The following is a 1,703-nucleotide window of genomic DNA, read 5'->3' on the forward strand; positions in this document are numbered from 1 at the left end:
TAGTAGGTGAGTGATGGGGTGACGCAGGAAGGTAGTCCATCCCGGGCGGTGGTTGTCCCGGGGTAAGGGTGTAGGACGTCAGGTAGGTAAATCCGCCTGGCAATAGTCTGAGACCTGATGCCGAGCCGATTGTGGTGAAGTGGATGATCCTATGCTGTCGAGAAAAGCCTCTAGCGAGTTTCATGGCGGCCCGTACCCTAAACCGACTCAGGTGGTCTGGTAGAGAATACCGAGGCGTTCGGGTGAACTATGGTTAAGGAACTCGGCAAAATGCCCCCGTAACTTCGGGAGAAGGGGGGCCATTTCCGGTGATCCCACTTGCTGGGTGAGCTGGGGGTGGCCGCAGAGACCAGCGAGAAGCGACTGTTTACTAAAAACACAGGTCCGTGCGAAGCCGTAAGGCGATGTATACGGACTGACGCCTGCCCGGTGCTGGAACGTTAAGGGGACCGGTTAGTCATGATTCGTCATGGCGAAGCTGAGAACTTAAGCGCCAGTAAACGGCGGTGGTAACTATAACCATCCTAAGGTAGCGAAATTCCTTGTCGGGTAAGTTCCGACCTGCACGAATGGCGTAACGACTTCTCGACTGTCTCAACCATAGGCCCGGTGAAATTGCACTACGAGTAAAGATGCTCGTTTCGCGCAGCAGGACGGAAAGACCCCGGGACCTTTACTACAGTTTGATATTGGTGTTCGGTTCGGCTTGTGTAGGATAGCTGGGAGACTTTGAACTCTGGACGCCAGTTCAGGGGGAGTCGTCGTTGAAATACCAGTCTGGTCGTGCTGGATGTCTAACCTGGGTCCGTGATCCGGATCAGGGACAGTGTCTGATGGGTAGTTTAACTGGGGCGGTTGCCTCCTAAAGGGTAACGGAGGCGCCCAAAGGTTCCCTCAGCCTGGTTGGCAATCAGGTGTTGAGTGTAAGTGCACAAGGGAGCTTGACTGTGAGACCGACGGGTCGAGCAGGGACGAAAGTCGGGACTAGTGATCCGGCGGTGGCTTGTGGAAGCGCCGTCGCTCAACGGATAAAAGGTACCCCGGGGATAACAGGCTGATCTTCCCCAAGAGTCCATATCGACGGGATGGTTTGGCACCTCGATGTCGGCTCGTCGCATCCTGGGGCTGGAGTCGGTCCCAAGGGTTGGGCTGTTCGCCCATTAAAGCGGTACGCGAGCTGGGTTTAGAACGTCGTGAGACAGTTCGGTCCCTATCCGCTGTGCGCGTAGGAGTCTTGAGAAGGGCTGTCCCTAGTACGAGAGGACCGGGACGGACGAACCTCTGGTGTGCCAGTTGTTCTGCCAAGGGCATGGCTGGTTGGCTACGTTCGGGAGGGATAACCGCTGAAAGCATCTAAGCGGGAAGCCTGCTTCGAGATGAGGACTCCCACCTCCTAGAGAGGGTAAGGCTCCCAGTAGACGACTGGGTTGATAGGCCAGGTCTGGAAGCCCGGTAACGGGTGGAGGTGACTGGTACTAATAGGCCGAGGGCTTGTCCATAGAGGCTCGCGTCCACTGTGTTGGTTCTGAAACCACGAACAACCGTCGTAGCCGTTGCTGCGGCTCCGGTTGACAGTTTCATAGTGTTTCGGTGGTCATAGCGTGAGGGAAACGCCCGGTTACATTCCGAACCCGGAAGCTAAGCCTTACAGCGCCGATGGTACTGCAGGGGGGACCCTGTGGGAGAGTAGGACACCGCCGAAC

The 1,703-nt window shown here is 56.6% G+C and carries 2 rRNA genes; both read left to right on the top strand.

Annotation, left to right across the window (positions count from 1 at the left end):
* A 23S ribosomal RNA gene (locus ACZ49J_RS45365) occupies positions 1-1,499 on the top strand; the annotation flags it as partial.
* An 87-nt stretch (positions 1,500-1,586) separates the two neighbouring features.
* Positions 1,587-1,703: ribosomal RNA gene (rrf, locus tag ACZ49J_RS45370) — 5S ribosomal RNA — on the top strand.

This window comes from Streptomyces sp. NPDC030840 (assembly GCF_055572015.1).